Origin of the sequence: Cellulomonas taurus, assembly GCF_012931845.1 — a bacterium.
GTDB lineage: Bacteria > Actinomycetota > Actinomycetes > Actinomycetales > Cellulomonadaceae > Cellulomonas > Cellulomonas taurus.
This window is the reverse complement of sequence record NZ_CP051884.1, coordinates 2,488,681-2,507,811: the sequence shown is the minus strand read 5'-3', so window position 1 is coordinate 2,507,811 and position 19,131 is coordinate 2,488,681. Positions and strand designations below refer to the sequence as shown.

At 73.0% G+C, this 19,131-nt stretch carries 15 protein-coding genes; 9 read left to right on the top strand and 6 right to left on the bottom strand.

The window, feature by feature from the left end:
• Positions 1–29: 29 nt before the first annotated feature.
• Positions 30–860: an RDD family protein gene (locus HGK68_RS11630; RefSeq protein ID WP_169166106.1), complete on the top strand. Its 831-nt coding sequence runs from the start codon at positions 30–32 to the stop codon at positions 858–860.
• 4 nt (positions 861–864) lie between these two features.
• Here HGK68_RS11630 and HGK68_RS11625 read toward each other — a convergent pair whose 3' ends face one another.
• Complete coding sequence (locus HGK68_RS11625) at positions 865–1,302, bottom strand: MarR family winged helix-turn-helix transcriptional regulator (protein ID WP_169166105.1); 438 nt, start codon at positions 1,300–1,302, stop codon at positions 865–867.
• Positions 1,303–1,368: 66 nt separating this feature from the next.
• Here HGK68_RS11625 and HGK68_RS11620 point away from each other — a divergent pair, with 66 nt between their 5' ends.
• A complete protein-coding gene (locus HGK68_RS11620) occupies positions 1,369–3,273 on the top strand; it encodes an ABC transporter ATP-binding protein (RefSeq protein WP_169166104.1) in 1,905 nt (634 codons plus the stop codon).
• A gap of 18 nt (positions 3,274–3,291) precedes the next feature.
• Here the strand turns inward: HGK68_RS11620 and HGK68_RS11615 are convergent, their stop codons facing one another.
• Genes HGK68_RS11615 through HGK68_RS11595 form a run of 5 tightly spaced genes read right to left on the bottom strand, consistent with a single transcriptional unit; the run spans position 3,292 to position 8,514 of the window.
• Entirely contained in the window at positions 3,292–4,578 is a 1,287-nt protein-coding gene (locus HGK68_RS11615; RefSeq protein ID WP_169166103.1) for a DUF58 domain-containing protein, read from the bottom strand.
• A gap of 4 nt (positions 4,579–4,582) precedes the next feature.
• On the bottom strand, positions 4,583–5,554 hold the full coding sequence (locus tag HGK68_RS11610) for an AAA family ATPase (RefSeq protein ID WP_210766869.1): 972 nt from the start codon (positions 5,552–5,554) through the stop codon (positions 4,583–4,585).
• Positions 5,551–6,738, bottom strand: coding sequence for a DUF4350 domain-containing protein (locus tag HGK68_RS11605; RefSeq protein ID WP_169166102.1), 1,188 nt, complete (start codon positions 6,736–6,738; stop codon positions 5,551–5,553). The genes HGK68_RS11610 and HGK68_RS11605 overlap by 4 nt, the downstream gene beginning before the upstream one ends.
• Positions 6,735–7,352: a DUF4129 domain-containing protein gene (locus HGK68_RS11600; protein ID WP_169166101.1), complete on the bottom strand. Its 618-nt coding sequence runs from the start codon at positions 7,350–7,352 to the stop codon at positions 6,735–6,737. Before HGK68_RS11600 ends, HGK68_RS11605 begins: the two co-directional genes overlap by 4 nt.
• Before the next feature lie 4 nt (positions 7,353–7,356).
• On the bottom strand, positions 7,357–8,514 hold the full coding sequence (locus HGK68_RS11595) for a hypothetical protein (protein ID WP_169166100.1): 1,158 nt from the start codon (positions 8,512–8,514) through the stop codon (positions 7,357–7,359).
• A gap of 77 nt (positions 8,515–8,591) precedes the next feature.
• Between HGK68_RS11595 and mtrA the strand changes: the two genes are divergently transcribed.
• From mtrA to secA, 7 genes are all read left to right on the top strand, one after another.
• The gene (gene mtrA, locus HGK68_RS11590; RefSeq protein WP_169166099.1) at positions 8,592–9,278 is read left to right on the top strand and encodes an MtrAB system response regulator MtrA; all 687 of its coding nucleotides are present in this window, start codon (positions 8,592–8,594) and stop codon (positions 9,276–9,278) included.
• Complete coding sequence (mtrB, locus tag HGK68_RS11585) at positions 9,275–11,101, top strand: MtrAB system histidine kinase MtrB (RefSeq protein ID WP_169166098.1); 1,827 nt, start codon at positions 9,275–9,277, stop codon at positions 11,099–11,101. Before mtrA ends, mtrB begins: the two co-directional genes overlap by 4 nt.
• Entirely contained in the window at positions 11,098–12,786 is a 1,689-nt protein-coding gene (locus HGK68_RS11580) for an LpqB family beta-propeller domain-containing protein (RefSeq protein WP_169166097.1), read from the top strand. The genes mtrB and HGK68_RS11580 overlap by 4 nt, the downstream gene beginning before the upstream one ends.
• Before the next feature lie 153 nt (positions 12,787–12,939).
• Positions 12,940–13,944, top strand: a complete 1,005-nt coding sequence (locus HGK68_RS11575; protein ID WP_169166096.1) for a ComF family protein — start codon at positions 12,940–12,942, stop codon at positions 13,942–13,944.
• A 167-nt stretch (positions 13,945–14,111) separates the two neighbouring features.
• Entirely contained in the window at positions 14,112–14,762 is a 651-nt protein-coding gene (hpf, locus tag HGK68_RS11570) for a ribosome hibernation-promoting factor, HPF/YfiA family (RefSeq protein ID WP_169166095.1), read from the top strand.
• Positions 14,763–14,870: 108 nt separating this feature from the next.
• Positions 14,871–16,160: a winged helix-turn-helix domain-containing protein gene (locus tag HGK68_RS11565; RefSeq protein ID WP_246260320.1), complete on the top strand. Its 1,290-nt coding sequence runs from the start codon at positions 14,871–14,873 to the stop codon at positions 16,158–16,160.
• Between the two features lie 129 nt (positions 16,161–16,289).
• The gene (secA, locus tag HGK68_RS11560) at positions 16,290–19,097 is read left to right on the top strand and encodes a preprotein translocase subunit SecA (protein WP_425483649.1); all 2,808 of its coding nucleotides are present in this window, start codon (positions 16,290–16,292) and stop codon (positions 19,095–19,097) included.
• The last annotated feature ends 34 nt before the right edge of the window (positions 19,098–19,131 follow it).

The following is a 19,131-nucleotide window of genomic DNA, read 5'->3' as shown; positions in this document are numbered from 1 at the left end:
GACCGGTCGATCCCAGGGCAGGAGCAGGCATGACGCTCGACGTGCGCGACGGCGTGGTGATCGGCGAGGGCGTGCTGCTGGAGAACCAGCCGACCTCCTTCGTCACCCGGGCGCTGGCCGCGCTGATCGACGTGACGGTGGTCGTGGCGGTCTGGGCCCTGGTGTTCTTCGGCCTCGCCCTGACCGGCGGCAGCATCACCGACGACGGGGCGCGGATCCTGCTCATCGTGCTGCTGGTGCTGTTCTTCGTGGTGGTGCCGACCACGGTGGAGACGCTGAGCCGTGGCAGGTCGCTGGGCAAACTCGCGGTGGGGATCCGGATCGTGCGGGACGACGGTGGCCCGGTGCGGTTCCGGCAGGCGTTCGTCCGGGCACTGGTCGGGGTGCTGGAGCTGTGGCTGACCATGGGGTCGGTGGCGCTGATCTGCTCGATCGTGCAGCCGCAGGGCAAGCGGTTGGGGGACCTGCTGGCCGGGACCTACGCGATCCGGGTCCGGGGCAAGGTGACGGTGCGCCAGGTGGTGCCGATGCCGCCCCGGCTGGCCGGGTGGGCCGCCGGTGCCGACGTGGGTCGGCTGCCGGACGGTCTGGCCCTGACCGTGCGGCAGTTCCTGGTCCGGGCCCAGGGCCTGAACCCGGTGTCCCGTGCCGCCCTCGGCTCCCGGCTCGCCGACGAGGCGCTGCGGCACGTCGCGCCGCCGCCACCGCCCGGGACCGGTCCGGAGGAGTTCTTGGCGGCGGTGGTGGCCGCCCGCCGCGACCGTGACCACCGGGCGCTGCTGCGGGCGGACGCCGCCGAGCGGCGGGACGGGGACCGCCTGCGGCGACTGCCCTTCGGGATCGAGGACCCGGCGAGCTGAGCCGTCAGTCGTCCGCCAGGCGGTGCAGCAGGCGGAACAGCTCCGCCCGTTCACCGGGGTCGAGCCGGGACAGCAGCTCGTCGGCGCGGCGTCGCCGCTCGGTGTCGGCGGCGGCCAGCACCTCCCGGCCCTGCGCCGTGAGCGCGACCAGGGTGGCGCGTCGGTCGGTGGGGTCGGGGCGGCGTTCGACCAGCCCGGCGTGTTCCAGGTCGTCGACCAGCGAGGTGATCGAGCGCGGCACCACGTCGAGCCAGCCGGCCAGGGTGGCCTGACGCTGCGGCTCGCCGGACCGGGCCAGCACCCGCAGCATCCGGTGCCGGGCCGGGGTCAGCTCCACCGGCGCCAACTGGTCGCGCACCTCACGGCGCATCCGGCGCAGGGTGGTGCGCAGCAGCCAGAAGAACTCGTCGGCGGGGAGCGGGTCGTGATCGTGCTCACGCATGGGAACAATATAGCGAGTCTGAGACATTGAGAGGTACGCTCACTAAAACTCTGTCGAAGGGTCTCCATGTCGATGCACTCCCCAGCCGGGGGCATGGGCGGACGGGCGATGTACCGCTCCTTCCGCCTCGACCCCTCGGTGACGCAGAAGAAGCTGACCCGCGACGTCCTGCGCCGCATCCTCGGCTTCGCCCGGCCCTACCGAGGCACGATCACCGTCTTCCTGATCCTGGTCGCGGTGGACGCCGCGATCGGTGCCGCCACCCCGCTGCTGTTCCAACGCATCATCGACCGCGGCATCGTGCCCGGACGCACCGGCCTCGTGATCGCCCTGGCAGCGGTGGTCGCCGCGCTGGCCATCACCTCGGCCGGGCTGAACCTCGCCTCCCGCTGGCTGTCGGCGCGGATCGGCGAGGGGCTCATCCTCGACCTGCGCACCCAGGTCTTCGACCAGGTGCAGCGGATGCCGCTGGCCTTCTTCTCCCGCACCCAGACCGGTGCGCTCGTGCAGCGGCTCAACGGCGACGTGCTCGGTGCGCAACAGGCCTTCACCTCCACGCTGTCGAACGTGGTGTCCAACCTGCTCACCGTGATCCTGGTGATCGCCGCGATGCTGTCGCTGTCCTGGCAGATCACCCTGGTCTCCCTGGTCCTGCTGCCGGTGTTCGTGCTGCCGGTGCGCGCGATGGGCCGTCGCCTGGCGTCGGTCACCCAGGAGAGCTACCAACTGAACGCGGTGATGGGGCAGACCATGACCGAACGCTTCAACGTCGCCGGTGCCCAGCTGGTCAAGCTCTACGGCCGCGCCGCCGACGAGACCCGGGTGTTCGCCGAGCGGGCGTCCCGGGTCCGGGACATCGGGATCACCAGCGCGATGTACTCGGCGGTGTTCCGGATCGGCCTGACCCTGGTCGCCGCGGTCGCGGTGGCGATCGTCTACGGACTGGGCGGTGTGCTGGCGATCCGCGGGTCGCTCACCGTCGGCGTGGTCGTCGCGCTGACCAGTTACCTCACCCGGTTGTACGGACCGATCACCGCCCTGAGCAACGTCCAGGTCGACATCATGACCACCCTGGTCAGCTTCGAGCGGGTGATCGAGGTGCTCGACCTCAAGCCCTCCGTCGCCGACCGTCCGGACGCCCGAGCACTCGGGGACGTCAGCGCCACCGCCACCGTCGAGCTCGACCACGTCGGCTTCCACTACCCGGCCGCCTCCGAGGTGTCCCTCGCCTCGCTGGAATCGGTGGCCCGCCTCCAGACCGAGGCCCCCGGCCAGACCCTGCACGACGTCAGCTTCACCGTGCCGCACGGTCACCTGGTCGCGCTGGTCGGCCCCTCCGGGGCGGGGAAGACCACGATCACCCAGCTGGTGTCCCGGATGTACGACACCACCTCCGGCACCGTGCGGGTCGCGGGCCAGGACGTACGAGACGTGACCCAGGACAGCCTGCGGGACGCCATCGGCGTGGTCAGCCAGGACGCGCACATGTTCCACGACACCATCCGGGTCAACCTGGAGTACGCCAAGCCCGGCGCCAGCGACGCGGAGCTGGAGCAGGCACTGCGCCGCGCCCAGATCTGGGACCTGGTCAGCCGACTCCCCGACGGGGTGGACACCGTGGTCGGTGACCGCGGCTACCGGCTCTCCGGCGGTGAACGGCAGCGGTTGGCCATCGCCCGGCTGCTGCTGAAGGCCCCGCCGATCGTGATCCTGGACGAGGCGACCGCCCACCTGGACTCCGAGTCCGAGGCGGCCGTGCAGCGGGCGCTGTCCGAGGCGCTGGTGGGCCGCACCGCGCTGGTGATCGCCCACCGGCTGTCCACGGTCCGGGATGCCGACAGCATCGTGGTCCTGGACCAGGGTCGGGTCGTCGAACAGGGCACGCACACCGCGCTGCTCGCCGCCGGTGGTCTGTACGCGGAGCTGTACGAGACGCAGTACGCCGCGGCGACCACCGCCCAGCAGCCGTGACCGACCGGCGGGCGCCGGTCACAACCGGCCGGCGGCCTTGAGCGCGAGGTAGGTGTCGGCGAGCCGCGGTGCCAGATCGTCGGGCAGTGCGTCGACCACCTCGACGCCCCGGCTGCGCAGCAACCCGGCGACCGCCGCGCGTTCCAACTCGGTGCGCTCGGCGGCCGCGGCCGCCATCAGGTCGGTGCGGTCGGCGCGCAGCTGCTCCACCTCGGGGTCGCGCACGCTGGCCAGCACCACCTGGTGCCGCGCCGTCAGCTGGTCCACCACGCCCAGCAGTCCCGCCTCCACCGCCGCCGGTTCCAACGCCGACAGCAGCACCACCAGCGCGCGCTGACTGAGCCGGTCGGTCACCTGGCCGACCACGCCGGGCCAGTCGGTCTCCACCAGCGCCGGCTCCACCCCGGCCAGGGCCTCGGCCATCGCGGGCATCAGGCGCGCACCGGCCACCCCGGTCACCCGGGCCCGCAGCGCCCGGTCGTAGGCGACCAGCTCCACCCGGTCACCGGCCCGGCCCGCCAACGCCGCCAGCAGCAGGGCCGCCTCGATCTGCGCGTCCAGGCGCGGCGCGTCACCGACTCGGGCGGCGCTGGTGCGGGAGGTGTCCAGCACCAGCAGCACCCGCCGGTCGCGTTCGGGCCGCCAGGTGCGGACCACCACATCCGCCCGGCGAGCGCTGGCCCGCCAGTCGATCGAGCGGACGTCGTCGCCGACCACGTACTCCCGCAGCGAGTCGAACTCGGTGCCCTGGCCCCGCACCTGCACCGCCGACCGGCCGTCCATCTCCCGCAGCCGGGCCAACCGGCTCGGCAGGTGGCGGCGGGAGGCGAACTCGGGCAGCACCCGCAGCTCGCCCGGCACTCGCAGCGACGCCTGCCGGCCGGCCAGGCCCAGCGGACCCGCGGTGCGGATGGTGACCCGGTCGGCGCGCAGGGTGCCGCGCCGGGTGGGCAGCAGGGCGGTCAGCACCCGGGTCGACTCGCCGGGGGGCAGCGAGATCGCATGCCGGTTGTCCACGGCACCGGCGGACGGCGGCCAGGCGTCCCGGACCAGCGCGCGCAGTCGGCGTGCACCGGTATGGGTCAGCAGCAGCCGGGACCGGGCGTCGGTGTGCAACCGGACACTGCCGCTCGGTGCCTCCCGCAGCACGGCGACCAGCCGGGGTGAGGCGGCCAGCGCGGTGTCCAGGACGCACAACGCCAGCACCAGCAGCCCCCAGAGCAGTACGGTGCCTGGCGCCGGGAAGAAGAACACCGGCACCGCACCCACCGCGGTCAGCACGACCGCGCGCCAGGTCAGCGTCATCGGCTCAGCGGGGGACCGGCACCGAGGCCAGCACGCTGTCCAGCACCGACTCGGCGGTGACCCCCTCCAACTCGGCCTCGGGGCGCAGCTGCACCCGGTGCCGCAGCGTCGGGTGCGCCAGGGCCTTCACGTCGTCCGGGGTGACGAAGCCCCGGCCGGACAGCCAGGCCCACGCCCGCGACGTCGCCAGCAGCGCCGTGGCACCACGGGGCGAGACCCCCAGGGACAGCGACGGCGACTGCCGGGTCGCACGCACCACGTCCACCAGGTAGCCGAGCACCTCGGGGGCGACCTGCACCCGGGACACCTCGGCCCGCGCCCGGTCCAGCAGCGCGGCGTCCGCCACCGGTCGCACCCCGGCGGCGGCCAGGTCGCGGGGGTCGAAGCCCGCCGCGTGCCGGGACAGCACCTCGATCTCCTCCGCGCGTTGCGGCAGCGGCAGGGTCAGCTTGAGCAGGAACCGGTCCAGCTGGGCCTCGGGCAGCGGATAGGTGCCCTCGTACTCCACCGGGTTCTGGGTGGCGACCACCAGGAAGGGCTCCGGCAACGGTCGCGGGGTGCCGTCCACCGACACCTGCCGTTCCTCCATCGCCTCCAGCAGCGCTGCCTGCGTCTTCGGCGGCGTGCGGTTGATCTCGTCCGCGAGCATCAGGTTCGTGAACACCGGACCCTCCCGGAAGGAGAACTCCGCGGTGCGCGCGTCGTAGACCAGCGACCCGGTGACGTCGCCCGGCATCAGGTCCGGGGTGAACTGCACCCGGGAGGTCCCCAGGTCGAGGGCGGTGGACAGGGTGCGCACCAGCAGGGTCTTGGCCACGCCGGGCACCCCCTCCAGCAGCACGTGGCCGCGGCAGAGCAGGGCGATCACCAGGCCGGTGACCGCGGCGTCCTGGCCGACGACGGCGCGACCGACCTCGGCCCGCAGGGCGGTCAGGGCCTCGCGGAGGTCCGGGGTGGGGGTATAGGGCTCGCTCACGGGTGGTGAACCTCGCTCTCCAGCTCGTCCAGGTGGCAGGTCAGGGAACGCAGACCCGGGTCGTCGGTGGGGGGTGGGCCGTACAGCAGCTCACCGATGGCGGTCGGGTCCCGTCCGGTGGCCCGGGCCAGGGCGTCGACCAGGTGCTGCGGGCTGGACGAGGTCGGCAGCCCGAGCCGTCGGGCGCAGCGGTCGGCGGCCCCGGCGCGCAGGGCGGCGGCGGCGTGACCATAGGCACGGCCGCGGCGGTACAGCCGTGCCCGGCCCCGGGTGGTCTCCGCCGCGCGGACCACCACCGGCAGGCGCTCGCTGACCACCGGCCCGAGTCGTCGGCCGCGCCAGTACGCCAGCGCGAGCAGCACCAGCAGACCGAGCAGGCCGAGCTGCACCGCCTGGGGCGGGAGCAGATCGGTCACCCCGCCGCCCGGTGCCGCCGCCGCGCTGGTGTCGCCGGAGGTCGGGACGTACCAGACCAGGTGATCGTGGCGACCGAGCGTGCGCAGTGCCAGCGCGGCATTGCCCTCGTCGGTGACCCGGTCGTTGCTGATCAGCAGGCTGTCGCCGATCAGGTCGATCCGGCGGCCGTCGACCTCGGTGCTGCCGTAGCCGTGACTGCCGTCGCCGAGCGGGAAGCACAGCGTGGTCGGCCGCCTGCCGGTCACCCCGTTCACCCCGACACCGCCGGTCCGGATCGCCCCCGCGGCCTGGGCATCGGGATCGGGGCACTGAGCGGTGTGCCGAGCCGAGGCGACCTCCCCGGCCGGGTAGCCGAAGCCCAGGGTGCCCTCGGTGGCGGCGGCGGCGAGCACGGGGGAGTCCACCAGCACCAGATCGGCGGGGGAGTCCACCAGCGCCCCGACCTGAGCGGTGCTGAGCACCAGGTCGGTGGTGACCAGCAGCGTGCTGTCGGCATCGGCCGCGGCCAGCGCGTCCCCGGTGCTGCGCACGTAGTCGACGCGCACGCCCTGGTCGCGCAGCACCTCGGCCACCGCCATCGCGCCGTCCTTGCCCGGGTTGTCCGGGCCGAGCGGGGTGGCGGACGTCCGCGGTCCGGGCAGCAGGGCGGCGACCCCGGCGACCAGCGCCACCCCCACCACGATCAGCACCCAGCGCAGCCGCCGCCAGCGCGAGGCCGCCCGTCCGCGGGCAGTCGTGCCGTCGCCCAGGACCGCCGTCGCGCTCATCGGCTGCCCACCCGGGCCCGGTCGATGGTGCGGTCCAGGTCGCGCAGCTCGGCGTCGTCCTCCGGTCGGGCGTCGTGGTGGCCGTAGACCACCCCGTCGAACAGGGCGGCGGCACGGTGCAGGCGCTCGGCGTGCTCACCGAACCGTTGCCCGGCGGCGGCCGCCGCCTCGCGTGCCGTGCGTCCGGGTCGCTCGTCCAGCACCGCCCGGTCCTCCAGGCCACGGACCAGGGCGCGGAACCGCTCCGCCACCGCCGTCGCCCAGTCCCCGGCGTTCGCCGCCGCGTTCGCCGCCGCGCGCAGATCCTCCGCGCCGCGGGTGTCGTCCTCCGCCAGGACCCGGGCCGACCGACCGGCGGTGCGGTCGGTGCGGCGCACCGGCCCGGCCACCCAGAACGCGATCAGGGCGACCAGCGCGATCAGCGCCAGCAGGCCGAGCAGCCACCACGGGCCGCCGTCCCCGCCGAAGGGCACCGAGGTGAACAGCCCGGACAGCCAGTCCCAGAACCGCTGCAGCAGGCTCTCCCGCTCGCGGTACACGACGTTCGCCAGCTCGCGTTGCAGCCACTCCCGGGCCTGATCGGCATCCGGGACGACCGGGACCTCGACGCGCACGCGGTCAGTCCTGCGCCGCCGCCCGGGCCAGCTCCACGTCCAGGCCCTCGGTCCGCATCCGGGCGTCGATGTAGGCCAGGGCGTAGGCACCGGCGGCGAACACCGTGGTCAGGGTCGTCGCGATCACCTCACCGACCGAGACGATCGCCACCGCACCGAAGCTGGTCAGCGACATGTCCTGGGTGACCAGTCCGGCGATCAGGCTGAACGGCACCCCGATGATCCCGGCGACCACCGAGGAGGCGATCAGCACCAGCAGGTACAGCCCGGTCAGACGCCAGAAGCCACCCCGGGTCAACCGCCAGCCGCGGGCCACCGTGGTCCAGAACGTGCCGCCCTCCAGCATCAACCCCGCGGGCACCAGCAGCGTGCGCACCGAGAACCACAGCGCGGCGGCCACGAAGGCCAGCAGCCCGAGGAGTCCCACCGCCACACCGGCGCCGAGGCTCGCGGACGAGGCCAGGACCACCAGCCCGACGAACGCGGCGCCGACCACCAGGGTCGCCAGCACCGACAGCGCGGCGAAGCCCACCACCCGGGCCAGCCGGCCACCCTGCCCGCGGAACACCTCGGCGGGGGTCGCCACCTTGCCCAGCACCGACTGGCTCACCGAGCGGATCAGCACGCCGGTGATGATCTGGGTGAAGACCAGCGACACCGGCAGGGAGAACACCGTCGCGTAGGCGGGGCCGATCACCGACGCCAGCTCGTCCGACTCGGCGGGGGTCAGCCCGTCGTAGACGCTGCGGACCAGATCGGTGGTGAACGGGGAGGCGTAGGCGGTGATGACCGCGGAGATCAGCACCGAGACGGCCACACCCACCACGGTGACGCCGAACATCACCTTCGGGTTGTGCCGGACCGCGCGGAACGCGCCGTCGATGATCTCCCACACGCTCAGCGGGCGCAGCGGGACGATCCCCGGCTGCACCGCCATCGGCCGGAACTGCTGCACCGGCGGCGGGGTGTGCTGCTGGTAGCCCACCGGCTGACCGGCGCCCCAGCCCGGTGCCTGGCCCCAGCCCGGCGCCGGGGGCGCGGCGGGCGGCGTCGCGGCACCCGGTGCCTGCCACCCCGGCGGGGCGTACTGGCCGTAGCGCGGTGCCGGTCGTTCGGCACCGGGCTCGGTCGGCTGGGGTTCCTGCTCCGACGGGCTGGTCATCGGTGCTCCTGGGTCTCGGTGGCGCAACTGGTCGACATCGTGCCACGTCAGCCTGTCGCGGATGCCATCATGGCGGGATGAAGGGACGCGTCCTGGTGGTCGACGACGACACGGCACTGGCCGAGATGATCGGCATCGTGCTGCGGTCGGAGGGTTTCGAGCCGGTGTTCTGCGCCGACGGCGACGAGGCGCTGGACGCCTTCCGCGCCAGTCAGCCGGATCTGGTGCTGCTCGACCTGATGCTGCCCGGCCGGGACGGCACCGAGGTGTGCCGCCTGATCCGGGCCGAGTCCGGGGTGCCGATCGTGATGCTCACCGCCAAGGCCGACACCGTCGACGTGGTGCTCGGCCTGGAGTCGGGCGCCGACGACTACATCTCCAAGCCGTTCAAGCCCAAGGAGCTGATCGCCCGGGTGCGGGCCCGGCTGCGGCGCTCCGACGAGCCCGCGCCGGAGCACCTGCGGATCGGCGACCTGTCCATCGACGTCACCGGCCACCGGGTCACCCGGGACGGCGTGGTCATCTCCCTCACCCCGCTGGAGTTCGACCTGCTGGTCGCGCTGGCCCGCAAGCCCTGGCAGGTCTTCACCCGGGAAGTCCTGCTGGAGCAGGTGTGGGGCTACCGGCACGCCGCCGACACCCGGCTGGTCAACGTCCACGTGCAGCGGCTGCGCTCCAAGATCGAGGCCGACCCCGAGCGCCCGGAGATCGTGGTGACCGTCCGCGGCGTCGGGTACAAGGCGGGACCGACCCCGGCGTCATGACCGACGACCAGCCGGTGTCCGGCGCGGCGGTCAGGACCCCGCACCGGCTGGCCCGGACGTGGCGGTTGGTCAGCGTCCGCACCGCCCGGCGCCTGCGGCACCTGACCCGGGCCTGGCGCAGCTCGCTGCAGCTGCGGGTGCTGACCCTGACCCTGGCCGGGGGACTGGTGGCGCTCGCGGTGCTGGGCGGATACCTGTCCGTCTCGGTGCGCGACGGACTCTTCACCCAGCGGGTCGACCAGGTGCTGGCCGAGAGCGCCCGTGCCGCCGCCCAGGCGCAGGAGACCATCGACGCCTCCACCGCCACCACCGCCCCCGAGGTGCAGCAGCTGCTCAACGACACGGTGCGCAGCCTGCGGGCCGGGGGGTCGGGGGAACGCGAGGTCTCCGTGCTGCGGACCAGCGGTCAGCAGCAGCCGATCCTGGTCACCGGTGCCTCCACCGACTCCACGATGGTCGCCCTGGTGTCCCCGGACCTGCGGCTCGCCACCGCCGAGGGCGACGGCCAGCGCTGGCAGTCGGTCGGCTGGCCCACCGAGACCGGCGTCGACCCCGCGGTGATGGTCGGCCAGACGGTCACCGTGCCCGCCGCCGGCACCTACGAGCTCTACCTGCTGTACAGCCTGCAGGCCGAGCAGGAGCAGCTCAGCTTCCTGCAGGGCGTGCTGGCGATCGGCGCCAGCGTGCTGGTCGCGATCCTGGTCGGCATGACCTGGTTCGTCACCCGGCAGGCGGTCCGCCCGGTGCAGCAGGCGGCGGAGACCGCCGAACAGATCGCCGACGGCGACCTCACCCGGCGGATGGCGGTGCGCGGCGAGGACGAGATGGCCCGGCTCGGCCGCTCCTTCAACGCGATGACCGACACCCTCCAGGACCAGATCCTGCGGATGGAGCACCTGTCGGCGATGCAACGCCGCTTCGTCTCCGACGTCTCGCACGAGCTGCGCACCCCGCTGACCACGGTGCGGATGGCGGGGTCGATGATCTACGACTCCCGCGACGACCTGGACCCGGTGCTGCGCCGCTCCGCCGAACTGATGCAGACCCAGCTCGACCGCTTCGAGGACCTGCTCGCCGACCTGCTGGAGATCAGCCGGTTCGACGCCGGCGCCGCGATGCTCGACGTCGAGGCGCGGGACGTGCGGGACGTGGTCGCCGCCGCCGTGGACCAGGCGGTCCCGCTCGCCGAACGCAAGGGCTCCTGGCTCAGCGTGGTGGAACCCGGCACCCCGTGCGTCGCCGACATCGACCCGCGCCGGGTCGAGCGGGTCCTGCGCAACCTGCTCGTCAACGCGATCGAACACGCGGAGGGCACCGACGTGCAGGTCACCGTCGCCACCGATGCCCGGGCCGTCGCGGTCACGGTCCGGGACCACGGGGTCGGGATGACCCGGGACGAGGCCGATCACGTCTTCGACCGGTTCTGGCGCGCCGACCCGGCCCGCGCCCGGACCACCGGCGGCACCGGACTCGGGCTGGCGATCTCCCTGGAGGACGCCCACCTGCACGGCGGCTGGCTGGAGGCATGGGGGCGCCCGGGCCACGGTGCCGCCTTCCGGCTGACCCTGCCGTTGCGCGCCGGGATCACCCTCACCGGTTCGCCGCTGCCGTTGCAGCCCGAGGACGACCTGATCGACGACACCCCGGTGGACGACTACCGCGCGGACGGATCCGACCCCGCCGCCCTGCCCGATCTCCCGGCGGTGACCGGATCGATGGAGATCGTCGAACGCGCCCGTGCCGCCCAGGCGCTGCGGGACGCCCAGATCCGGGCCGAGGCAGCGGCCGAGCGCGCCGCCCAGCAGAACGGAGCCGACCGATGACCCGACGGATCGCGCTGCTGCTCGTGGTGCTCTTCGCCCTGGTGGGCTGCGCCGCCATGCCCACCTCCGGCCCGGTCGGCGTCGGCGTGGACCAGGACACCGAACAGGAGTCGGTGGAGCTGCTCGGCGACCCCCCGCCGCAGGACGGCAGCCCGGAGGACATCGTGCGCGGCTTCCTCGGCGCCAGCGCGGCCGGGTTCTCCCGTCGCTCCGACACCGAGAGCGACGACTTCCGCAACGCCCGCGAATACCTGTCCGGGGAGACCCGCCGCACCTGGACGCCCCGCGAGCGGGTCGTCGTCTACCCGACGGCGTCCAGCCCCAAGCTGCGGCTGGACGGCTCCGAGGTGCAGGTGACGGTCAAGGTCGCCGCCCGGATCGACGCCGACGGCCGGTACAGCCAGGCGGGGCCCAGTGCGGAGGAGACCCTGAGCTTCGGCATGGTGCAGGACTCGGAGGGCCAGTGGCGCATCGCCGCCCTCGACGACGGTGTCGTGCTCTCCGAACCGAACTTCGAGGCGATCTACCGCTCGTCCACCCTGTACTTCCTGTCCCAGGACGAGACGTTCCTGGTGCCGGAGACCCGCTGGTTCCCGTTGCGGAACCTGGCGACGTCGATCGTGCGCGCGCTGATCGCCGGCCCCTCGCCCTGGCTCCGGGACGCCGTCCGCACCGCCATCCCGGAAGGCGCCACTCTGCAACCTGACGCAGTCTCGGTGGACGCCGACGGGGTCGCCGCGATCAGCCTGGCCGCCGGCGGCCTCCCCGCCGAACCCCACGACCGCAGCCTGATGCAGGCCCAGCTGGAAGCCTCCCTGCGGCTCGCGCGGGTGCGCACCGTCGAGGTCTCCGCCGACGGTGTCGCCATGGAGCCGGATCCGGTCACCCTCGATCGGGGCCAGGACCCCGGCGGAGCCCTGGAGGCGGTGCAGGGCGGTGCCACGCTGGTGCAGCTCAGCCACGGCGAGTTCGTCCCGGTGGACGGGGTCGACTCAGTCTCCGGGCTGGATCTGCGCTCACCCGCCCGGCAGCCCGGTGGGCCGCTGCGGGTCGGCCTGTCCGGCTCCGCGAAGCTCATCACCCTCCCGACCGATGCCCAACGGTCGACCACCCTGCTCGCCACCGAGTCCGCGCTGGTGCCACCCTCGGTCGACCGGCTGGGCTGGGTGTGGACCGCGGTGGCCGACAGCAGCCAGCTGATCGCCGTGAACGACGCCGGGAGCACGATCAGGATCGACGCCGACTGGCTGGTGGACCGGGAGGTGCGGGCGGTCAGAATCGCCCGGGACGCCAGCCGGATCGCCGTGATCTCGGACGGGGCCGACGGTGTGCGCATCGATGTCACCGCCGTGGTCCGCGACGACTCCGGCACCCCGCAGTCGGTCGGACCGGCGCAGCGGGTCGGTGCCACCCTGGTCGACGCCAGTCGGGTGGTCTGGGTCGACGAGTCCTCGCTGGGCGTGCTCGGCATCTCCTCCTCGGTGGTCACGGAGGTCTACCACCTGGTGCCCCTCGCCGGTGCCAGCGAGCCGCGGGGTGCCATCGCCGACCCGGTGGACATCGCCGGGGGCAAGGGGGACAGCGTGGTGTACCTGAGCAACAGCGAGGACCAGATCTACTCCCGGTCGGGGCCGAGCTGGGTGGCTGTGGCGGACGACGTGCGGTACCCGTCGTTCGCGGGGTGACCGAGCTGTCCCGCTGTCCACAGGGCCGCGTTCCGCGAGAGGGTCCCCAGACGGCGGTCCGTGCTGCTGGATCATCGTCGAGCGCTGGATCGATCCTGGGGAATGCCCGACGCTCACCCGCCCCCCACGGCACCGCTCCCCACGTCGGAGGCCGTGCCCCACGCCCGCCCCAGCCCGGTCCACCGCCGCTCCGGCCCACTCGCCGACCTGCTCGACCTGGTCATCCCGGCGACCTGCGCCGCCTGCGACGACCCCGGCGTCATCCTGTGCTCCGACTGCGTCCGTGGCTGGCTGACCGGTCACCGCCGCTGTGAAGAGGACGCCGACCGCCTCGACCGCCTGGACGGCCACGGACCGCTGCCGGTGTGGACCCAGGCGACCTACCAGGGTGCTGTCCGCCGCGCCGTGCTCGCCTGGAAGGACCGCGGCCGGCTGGAACTCACCCGCTGGTTCGCCGAGCGCACGGCACTGACCGCGGCGGTCATCGCTCCGGAACTGGCGGCCCTGCTCGGATCGGCCCCGACCCCGACCCCGACCCCGGCCCCGCCCTTGAACCCGACCCCGACCCCGACCCCGACCCCGACCCCGGCCCCGCCCTCGACCCCGACCCCGACCCCGACCCCGACCCCGACCCCGCCCTCGGCCCCGACCAGGAGAGGGCCCGCGCCGGGCTGTCTCGTGCCGGGTCCGACCGCGCGGCGGCGCGCCAGCCCGCACGACCAGCGACTGCTGGTCGTCCCCGCTCCGCCCTCCGCCGCGGGCCGTCGCCGTCGGGGTGAGGATCTGCTCCGTCCGCTCGCCACCGCCGCCGCCTGTGGACTGAGCGCCGCGGGCATCCGGGCCGCCCCGTACCCCTGCCTCCGCCTGGCTCGGGCGCACCGCGACCAGGTCGGTCTGGGCCGGGCCGCACGCGGCGCCAACATCGCCGGACGGATCGCGGTCCGGGGCACCGGGCGCGGCGCACCCCGGTCCCCGTCGGCCGCTGCCACCCCCGTGCTGCTGGTCGACGACGTGCTCACCACCGGCGCCACCCTGGCGGCCTGCCGGGCGGCCCTGGAGGGGGCGGGACACCCCGTCGTCGGGGCGCTGACCCTGGCCGCCACCCCACCGCCGACTCACAGGTCAGGACAGGTGGAACCGCAGGCCAGTAGGGGATAGCGTGGTGTCTCGGACATCGACCGGCGGAGCCGCTGGAGATGTGGGTTCTCCCGCGGTCGGCCGCGTGAGGAGGTGGTGCGGTACAGCCCCCGCAAGGGGTCACGTTCCCGAGCAGGTCACCGGGTGGGTCCCCGACCCGCCCCCCGGAACTCCGAGGAGGAGTCCCCATGGAGATCATCGTCGCAGGCCGTCACACCGACATCCCCGAGCGCTTCCGCGAGCACGTCGCGGACAAGCTCACCAAGCTGGAATCCCTCGCCCCCCGTGCGCAGCGGATCGACGTCGAGGTGACACACGAGCCGAACCCGCGTCAGGCAGCCGCAGCGGAGCGGGTGGAACTGACAGTGATCGGCAAGGGTCCCGTGATCCGGGCCGAGGCGTGCGCCGACGACCGCTACGGAGCGCTGGACCTCGCGATCGACAAGCTCGCCGAACGCCTGCGTCGCGCCCGTGACCGCACCAAGAACCACCGCCGCAACCCGGTGACCCCGCCGCTGCCGGACACCGCGGACCTCAGCCCCGCGCCGGAACCCGAGCCCGAGGAGGTCACCCGCACCGCTGACGGTGCCGTCGAGACACAGCTCGGCGACTCCCCGGTGGTGATCCGGGAGAAGACCCACGGTGCCCGGCCGATGACCCTCGACGACGCCCTGTACGAGATGGAGCTGGTCGGCCACGACTTCTTCCTGTTCGTCGACGCCGACAGCGGCCAGCCCTCGGTGGCGTACCGCCGGCGCGGATGGAGCTACGGCGTGATCAAGCTCGACCTGAACGCGGAGGACGTGCCCTCCGGCGAACCGGTGACCGCCACCGCCTGATCGCGTCCGCGTGCGACAGCACCCGGTCGCCCCGACGACGCCCCGGCGCCCCGTGCGGCGGGGCGTCGTCGCGTCCGCGTGTCGGACCCGCCGGGCACCATGGGACGCGTGACCGCGAAACCCGCCGACGCCACCCCGACGCCGCTCACCGGCCGACGACCGGTGGAGTCGCTGTCCCTGTCCCAGGCCCGGCGGATCGCCCTGCGCGCCCAGGGCCTCGACCGCCCGCGCCGCCCTCGCACCGGTCCGGTGACCATGCGCCAGTTCCAGCAGGTGATCGACCGACTCGGGCTGCTGCAGATCGACTCGGTGAACGTGCTCGCCCGCGCCCACCTGATGCCGACGTTCTCGCGGGTCGGTCCCTATGACACCGGGCTGATCGACCGGGCCTCCGGCACCGCGCCCCGTCGGCTGGTGGAGTCCTGGGCCCACGAGGCGTCCTTCGTGCCGCCCTCGACCTACGCGCTGCTGGGCTGGCGCCGCCGCGCCTACCGGGCCTACGCCTGGGGGTCGATCAAGGAGGTGCCGCTGCGCCACTCACCCCTGGTCGCCGAGGTCCGGGCCCTGATCGCCGCCGAGGGACCGCTCACCGCCCGCCAGGTGCACCTGCGGGTGGAGGGCGAGCATCCGCGGGAGCGGGACCAGTGGGGCTGGAACTGGACCGCCGCCAAGCACGTCCTGGAATACCTGTTCTTCACGGGCGAGGTGACGTCGGCACGCCGGAACGCCCAGTTCGAGCGGTGCTACGACCTGACCGAGCGGGTGCTCCCGCCCGAGGTCCTGGCCGGCGAGCCGGACGACGCCGAGGCGATCCGGCGTCTGGTCGCGATCGCCGCCCGGGCGCACGGGGTCGCCACCGAGCGCTGTCTGCTGGACTACTTCCGGATCAAGGGTGCGGACGGTCGCCGCGCGGTGGCCGAGCTGGTCGAGGCGGGGGAGCTGCTGCCGGTGACGGTGCGCGGCTGGGAGCGGCCGGTGCTGATGCACGCCGAGGCCGACCTGCCGCGCCGAGCCACCGGGCGTGCGCTGTTGAGTCCGTTCGACCCGCTGGTGTTCGAACGGCGCCGGTTGGAGGAGCTGTTCGGGCTCCGCTACCGGATCGAGATCTACGTGCCGGAGGCCCAGCGGGTGCACGGCTACTACGTGCTGCCGTTCCTGCACGGCGAACGCCCCGCCGCGCTGGTCGACCTCAAGGCCGATCGTGCCGCCGGAGTGCTCCGGGTGCTGGCGGCACACCCGGTGCCCGGCCACCCGGCGGCCCCGGCGGAGCTGACGGCGGACCTGGCAGAGGAACTCGCCCTGCTGGCCGACTGGTCGGGCCTCGACCGGGTGTCGGTGGCCGACGCGGTGCGCGGTGAGCTGGCACCGCGGCTCGCCGCCGAACTCACAGGACGCTGAGAGCGAACACCGAAGGTTGTCGCTGGCCGGAGCGCCTCACCTACGATGGTCGGGGCCCGTCCATGTCGGTCGGGCCAACCGTGGACGTCCCGGCACTGCAGGTTCGGGGCGCGGAATCCGGGAGTGCTAGTGGCGATCCTCGATAAGGTCCTCCGTCTGGGCGAGGGCCGCGTCCTCAAGAAGCTGTCGGGCATCGCCCAGCAGGTGAACGCTCTGGAGGACAGTTTCACCTCGCTCTCCGACGCCGAGCTGCGCGAGGAGACCGACCGGTTCAAGGATCGCCTCGCCGACGGTGAGACGTTGGACGACCTGCTCCCCGAGGCGTTCGCCGTCGTGCGCGAGGCAGCGCGGCGCACCCTGGGCCAGCGGCACTTCGACGTGCAGCTGCAGGGTGGTGCCGCCCTGCACCTGGGCAACATCGCGGAGATGAAGACCGGTGAGGGCAAGACCCTGGTCGCCACCGCGCCGGCCTACCTCAACGCGCTGACCGGCAAGGGTGTCCACGTCGTCACGGTCAACGACTACCTGGCGAACTACCAGGCGGACCTGATGGGCCGGGTGTACCGGTTCCTGGGCCTGACCACCGGGGTGATCCTCACCGGCCAGACCCCGGCCGAGCGCCGGGTGCAGTACGCCGCGGACATCACCTACGGCACGAACAACGAGTTCGGCTTCGACTTCCTGCGCGACAACATGGCGTGGAGCACCGACGAGCTGGTCCAGCGCGGCCACCACTTCGCGATCGTGGACGAGGTCGACTCGATCCTGATCGACGAGGCCCGCACACCGCTGATCATCTCCGGCCCCGCCTCCGGCGACGCGAACCGCTGGTACGCCGAGTTCGCCAAGGCGGTGCGGCGTCTGCAGCCCGAGCGCGACTACGAGGTGGACGAGAAGAAGCGCACGGTCGGCGTCCTGGAGCCGGGCATCGAGCGGATCGAGGACTACCTCGGCATCGACAACCTCTACGAGTCCCTGAACACGCCGCTGATCGGCTTCCTCAACAACGCGATCAAGGCCAAGGAGCTGTTCAAGCGGGACAAGGACTACATCGTCGACAAGGGCGAGGTCCTGATCGTCGACGAGCACACCGGTCGTGTCCTGCCCGGCCGCCGCTACAACGAGGGCATGCACCAGGCGATCGAGGCGAAGGAGGGGGTGGCGATCAAGGCCGAGAACCAGACCCTCGCCACCATCACCCTGCAGAACTACTTCCGGCTGTACGACAAGCTCGCCGGGATGACCGGTACCGCCGAGACCGAGGCAGCCGAGTTCCAGGGCACCTACAAGCTGGGCGTGGTGCCGATCCCGACCAACCGTGGCATGCAGCGCGTCGACCAGCCGGACCTGGTCTACAAGAGCGAGGACGGCAAGTTCGACGCGGTGGTCGCCGACATCGTCGAGCGTCACGCCGCCGGTCAGCCGGTGCTGGTCGGCACCACCTCGGTCGAGAAGAGCGAGCTGCTGTCCCGCAAGCTGCGCAAGGCTGGTGTCCCGCACGAGGTGCTGAACGCGAAGCAGCACGCGCGGGAGGCGTCGATCATCGCCCAGGCCGGTCGCAAGGGCGCCGTCACCGTGGCGACCAACATGGCCGGTCGAGGCACCGACATCATGCTCGGCGGCAACGCCGAGTTCATGGCGGTCGCCGCGATGGCCGAGAAGGGCCTGGACGCCGCCGAGAACCCGGAGGAGTACGAGGCGGCGTGGCCGGAGGTGCTGGCCGCCGCCAAGGAGTCGGTGTCGGCGGAGCACGACGAGGTCAAGGAGCTCGGCGGCCTGTACGTCCTAGGCACCGAGCGGCACGAGTCCCGTCGGATCGACAACCAGCTGCGCGGTCGTTCCGGCCGTCAGGGCGACCCCGGCGAGTCCCGGTTCTACTTGTCGCTGCAGGACGACCTGATGCGGCTGTTCAACTCGGGCATGGCCGAGTCGATGATGACCCGCGCCGGGTTCCCGGACGACATGCCGCTGGAGTCCAAGATCGTGACCCGCGGCATCCGTTCCGCGCAGTCGCAGGTGGAGTCCCGCAACTTCGAGATCCGCAAGAACGTGCTCAAGTACGACGACGTGCTGTCCCGGCAGCGCGAGGTCATCTACGAGCAGCGCCGCCGGGTGCTCGAGGGTGAGGACCTGCAGGACCAGGTGCAGCACTTCATCGAGGACGTCGTCACCGATTACGTGGCCGAGGCCACCGGTGAGGGACACCCGGAGGAGTGGGACCTGGACGCGTTGTGGGCATCGCTCAAGGCGGTGTACCCGGTGTCGATCGAGGCGGACGAGGTGATCGAGTCGGTGGGCGGCATCGGTCGCCTCACCACCGAGACCCTCACCGCGGAGCTGCTGTCCGACGCCCGGATCGCGTACAGCGAGCGGGAGGCGCAGCTCGGCGTGGAGAACATGCGTCAGCTGGAGCGGCGCGTGATCCTCTCGGTGCTGGACCGCAAGTGGCGCGAGCACCTCTACGAGATGGACTACCTCAAGGAGGGCATCGGTCTGCGGGCGATGGCCCAGCGCGACCCGCTGGTCGAGTACCAGCGCGAGGGGTACCAGCTGTTCCAGGCGATGACCGACGGGATCAAGGATGAGGCGGTCGGCTTCCTGTTCAACCTGGAGGTCAAGGTCGCCGAGCCCGGCACCGAGGGCGCCGAGGGTGCACCGGCCGTCGGGGCGCAGGCAGCGGTCAACGGGCCGAAGCTGGTCGCCAAGGGCATCGACGGTCCGGAGCGCGAGACGCCGCTGCAGTACTCGGCGCCGAGCGTGGACGGCGACGCCGGCACCACGGTGACCGGCGGTGGTCGTCGTGCCGCGGGTGGTCCTGCCGCCCGCGCTGCTGCCGCCGACTCCGCGCCGGGCACTGGTGCCGAGGCGTCCGGCGACGACTCGGGCAACCGTGAGGCCCGGCGCAAGGCCGCGAAGCAGCAGCGCCGCCGCGGCTGATCGAGCCGAGGGCCCACGACGGCCGGTGCCCCAC